3 protein-coding genes are annotated in these 5,099 nt (G+C 56.6%); 2 read left to right on the plus strand and 1 reads right to left on the minus strand.

What is annotated here, in order from left to right; genetic code table 11:
- On the minus strand, positions 1-1,892 hold a 1,892-nt coding region (locus tag ABX962_RS29675; protein ID WP_372724949.1), incomplete at its 3' end, for a preprotein translocase subunit SecA.
- 308 nt (positions 1,893-2,200) lie between these two features.
- Here ABX962_RS29675 and ABX962_RS29680 point away from each other — a divergent pair.
- A complete protein-coding gene (locus ABX962_RS29680; RefSeq protein ID WP_372724951.1) occupies positions 2,201-3,682 on the plus strand; it encodes a BBP7 family outer membrane beta-barrel protein in 1,482 nt (493 codons plus the stop codon).
- Positions 3,683-3,852: 170 nt separating this feature from the next.
- Entirely contained in the window at positions 3,853-4,773 is a 921-nt protein-coding gene (locus ABX962_RS29685) for an aldo/keto reductase (RefSeq protein WP_372724952.1), read from the plus strand.
- The last annotated feature ends 326 nt before the right edge of the window (positions 4,774-5,099 follow it).

Raw genomic sequence — 5,099 nt, forward strand, 5'->3', positions numbered from 1 at the left:
ACGGTCACCTTGCCTCGTTCGCCGGCCGCCGAAACGATCTCGGCTTCCATTTCGACATTGTTCGCGTTCAGCACTTTGTGTTCGATCCCCAGTTCGTCTAGCAATCGCGAGACGATCATGCTCTTGTCGATCGATCGTGTTCCAATCAGCACCGGACGTCCCTGGGCATGCACCTCTTGGACCTCTTTGACGACCGCTTCAAATTTGGCTTGCATCGTGCCAAACACGCGGTCGGCGAGCCGTTTACGTTTGGGGGGCCGGTTGGTGGGAACGGGAATCACCGGAGTGCGATAGATTCGCCGCAATTCGCGGGCGCTGGTGGCCGCCGTTCCGGTCATTCCGGCCAGATGTGGGTAGCGTAGAAACAGGTCCTGGACGGTGATTCGAGCCGCCTGGCCGGTGGGCACGCTGATTTCGATTTTCTCTTTGGCTTCGATCGCTTGATGGATCCCGTCACGCCATTTGCGTCCCTCGGCGAGCCGGCCGGTGAACTCGTCGACGATCACGATTTCGTCGATCCCTTTTTCGTTCGGTTTGACCACGTATTGGCGGTTCAGCAGGAATTCACGGTGGACTTTCACCGAGCGTTCGATGTACTCGTACAAATCGACCAGTCCCATCGTGCGAACGAGGTCGCTTTTGGGAAGGGCGCGGACTTTTTGCCGTCCCCGAGCGGTCAATTCGTACTGTTTGGTGTCGTCGTCGATCTCGAAATGCTCGTCCAATTCGAAGCTGGGGGCGTTCTCGGCGGCCCACAGATAGGTTTCCACGATCTGGTCGCGAACGGTGTCTTCGATACTGCCGATGATCAGAGGCGTCCGTGCTTCGTCAATCAAAATACTGTCGGCCTCGTCGACCAAACAGAAATGCATGCCTCGCATCACGATTTGGTCGCCGCCGCCTGAAAATCCGCCGCCTCCATCGCCAAGCATCTCGGTTTGCAAACGGTTCTGGGCTCGCAGCAACAGTCGATCTCGCAAGAAATCGAAGCCAAATTCTTTGGCGGTTCCGTAGGTGATCGCACAACTATAGGATTCGCGGCGGGCTTTCTGGTCGTCTTGCGTTTGAATGATCCCGACGGACACGCCGAGCAGTTCAAACAGCGGCCGCATCCACTCGGCGTCACGTTTGGCCAAGTAATCATTGACCGTGGCCAGGTGGGCGCCTTTGCCCGTTAACGAGTGCAGGTACAACGGCAGCGACGCGGTCAACGTTTTACCTTCTCCGGTCTGCATTTCGGCGATACAGCCTTCGTACAGCGAGATGCCACCGATAATTTGCACATCATAATGCCGCATCGACAACGCTCGCCGGCCCGCTTCGCGGACCAACGCATAGCCTTCGGGCAACAGCACCGAAAGCTTTTCTCCCGCCATCGCTCGGTAACGCAGTGCAAGCGATCGTTTTCGCAGCGAGAGGTCATCCTCCGCTTTCAAAATCGGCTCAAGTGCATTGATTTGAGCCAATTTGCGGCGCCACCGCATCATGCGGGGGCTGAGCCCTTGCTTGGAATAGGGCGACAGTGCTTTGTGAGTGCCGCCGATGTGACGTGCACTGGTGGCCGGTTTACGCTCGGGTTCGGGCTCCGGGTGCGGGGGCACAGCGTCGAGCAATTCTCCTTGCAGCGAGTCTCCCTGCGGCGGTGCGTCCGGCAGAGATGGGGGGGCATGCTCTGGGGCATTGCTCGTTGTTGGGGCCGCTGCGGATGCCGCGTGAGTCGGTTTGCTGTCCATTTCCTGATCCGTTTGCTTGCCTTCCATTTCATCCCCTTCGCCGCTGAGGGCGCTGTCCAACTCGTCGACAATTTCGCCTGTCAAAAATGCCGCTTGTGAATCCGGTTGGGACGCCGACCCTGAAATTGGCAGCTCCGGTCCAGAATTACGAGCAGACATAGCGACTTCTTTGCAAGTTTTTTTGGTTTCAGAAGTGAGGTAAGTGCCTCTTCATCGCGTTGAATCGCGTGAAACATTCATTCTAACGGGTAATCCAGCGATGTTAGCGAAACTTTGCACGCTTTATCCACCAAGCTGGGTAGTTTGAGTCGACTTTGCCTAGTGTTCCTGTCGATCTGCATATAGCGGTGAAACGAGTCGATTGTCTTATACCAGTCAATCAGTGTTCCCGGACTGTTACGAGATTTCCTATGAAAACGAATTTGAGAGGCCTGGCCCTAACAGCATTGTTGCTGTCCGCCTCAAACGTGAGCTTTGCTCAACAGGGTGCTTCGAGTGTTGGTGATCTTCCAGGCTACGACGAAGACGCTTATTTTGCCGACGAAAGCACTTACCAACAACAGGTAAGTGAAGTCGCTCCGGCGTCTCATGCGAATACTTACGAGTCGTCGCAAGCCTACGAAGAGGACACGGCACACTACGATGCCCCGTCTGCCTATGAGTCGCAGCCTGCCTACTCGGCTCCCGTTGCCAACGATCTTCAACCGGTCGCCTTCCTCGATGGGCATCGTTTGCGAAATCGTCGTAGCCACGGCGGTTATCAAGCCGCTTGTGACGGCGGTTGCGGTGGCAGCTGTGGTCAAGCCGGTTGCGGCATGGGTTACAGCGGCGGATGTGATGCCGGTTGTAGCGGCAGCTGTGGTGGCGACTGTGGCCGCCGTGGTGCGCTTCGCCGCATGGGGCTCGGATCGATGTTCGGTTGCGAAAGCGACACATGGGCACAAACCGAAGCCTTGTTGTGGTTCACGCAAGACCGTGACATGCCTGCCTTGATCTCTACCGCGGCACCGGGTGATGCCCCCTTCGGTCCTGATTCGACGACCGTCTTTGGTGACGACATCAATGGCGAATTGTCGGGCGGTTTCCGCGGCGACTTCGGCAAGTATTTCACCAAAAACGTCGGCCTCGGTGGACGCTTCTGGATCCTTGCTGAAAACCAAGATTCGTTCTACGGCGAAGGCGACGGCAGCGACCGATCGATCGGTCGCCCCTACTTCAACACCAACACCGGGGGTATGGACGCATTGCTTATCGCAGCGGACAACTTTAACGGTGCAAACTTCACCGGTGCCATCGCCGCAGAGAGCTCGCTCGAACTGCTTGGTGCCGAAGGTTACGCTCGTATCAATCTGGGCGGCAGCCGCACCAGCAAGGTTGAATTGATCGGGGGTTACACTCACTTTAGCATCGACGACACCTTGCGAATGAGCAGTGTCAGCTTGAACCGTAACACCGGCAACCTGACCAATTTCAACGACTCGTTCGAAATGGAAAACCGTTTCAACGGTGGTCAAGTTGGTTTCGAAATGAGCGTGACGCGGGGTCGTTGGACCGCCCGTTCGTTGACCAAGGTCCACTTGGGTAACATGAACCAAACCGCGAACATCGCCGGTTCGTCCCAGTTCGGTCCTGTCGGCAGCAACCCACCTGTACTATCCGGTGGAGCTCTGGCGTTGGACAACCAAGGCACGTACGAGCGAGATGTGTTCTCCTTCATTCCTGAAGCGAACTTCAAGCTCGGCTACCGATTCCGCCCCAACGTTTCGCTTAGCGTTGGCTACTCGTTCCTGTACTTCGACAATGTGGCCCTTGCCGGCGACGTGGTTGATCCGATCTTCGACGGAACGACCAATGCCACAGGTGGCCCGTTCGGTGGACGACCGTTCAAATTTGATGATTCGAGCCTCTGGGTTCAAGGAATCGACCTAGGTGTGGTAATCAACCTCTAAGTTGAACTGAAAATTGGCCCAGCGGCTCCGGCTCATCGTTTTAGTCCGGAACACCGCGTCGGAGTCCGCTAGAAGAGTCAAATTTGGGGTGTGAGGGATTTTTCCTTCACGCCCCTTTTTTCGTTGGTTGACGCTTTTCGTCGCCGGATTCGCCCGGCACAATGACAAGCATGAATAACGAAAAACCGATCGTGCTTGGTCTCTGGCCCATCGCGGGCGTCACCACCATGGGCGTCACCCGCAGCGATGCCGAAGCCACCATCGCCACCGCCATCGATTTGGGCGTGACCGCGTTTGATACCGCATTCAGCTACGGTTATGACGGCGAGAGCGATAAGATTTTGCGGCCGTTTTTAGCTAAGGATCGCGACCGTTTCGAGGTGATTGGAAAGGTGGGGCAGCGATGGTCACGTGATCGCAAACGGGTCATCGATGGCTCGGCCGAAACGCTCATCGCCGATGCCGAAGAATCATTGCGTCGACTCGGGATCGCTTGCTTTGACGTGCTGATGTTGCACTCGCCCGATCCCAACGTAGCGATCGAAACCTCGGCCGCTGCGATCGCGGAACTCCAGCGACGAGGGCTCTGCAAACGCACCGGGGTTAGCAATGTGACGCCGGCACAAAGGGCACAGTTCGCGTCGGTGGTTCGCTGTGATGCGATCGAGTGTCCGCTAAATCTGTTGCAGCGTGATTCGCTTGATCAATTGATCCCCGAAGCGAGTCGCAATGGCGGCCAGGTCTACGTGTTTTGGACGCTAATGAAAGGCTTGTTGGCAGGCAAAATCAAACGCGATCACGTGTTCGCCGAAGGCGATAGTCGGCCTGGGTATCCGATTTTCCAAGGCGCTGCACGCGAGCGGACGCACAGGATATTGGATCAAATGCAGATACTTGGCGAACGTGCAAACCGTACCATTGCCGAGTTGTCGATCGGTTGGGCGGTGTCGCAGCCGGGCGTTACCGCCGCGCTCGTCGGAGCACGTCGGCCCGAGCAAATACGCGAAACATGCACCGCGACGCGTTTGCCATCCGAGATCGTCAGCGAGATCGACCAGATTGTCGCGTCAACCGATTCTGCCGGGATGTAGGGCCGGCTGCTTGGGTTAGCCGTTTTGGCTGACGTCGTGAAGCAATCTCTCGTAGCGGAACTCGTCAAGAGTTTCGGAGGGATACGTCAATCGAACCAAAGTCGTTGACGACTTCAGCTACGCCAAATTAGCACAAACGCGGTGATGTGCGTCTAATCCACGAACGCAAATTCGTTGCTCATCAATAAGACTTGGGCCAGTTGCTCAAGTCGATCGAGTGGTCGTGATGCCGCGTTTCCGCCGGGACCTTTGAAGTCTTCGGCCGAATCCGTTTCAAATTCCTGGCCGCTCTCGGTCACCAATTTGATCGTGGCTTGCCACACGAA

Origin of the sequence: Novipirellula sp., assembly GCF_041583735.1 — a bacterium.
Classification (GTDB): Bacteria; Planctomycetota; Planctomycetia; order Pirellulales; family Pirellulaceae; genus Novipirellula.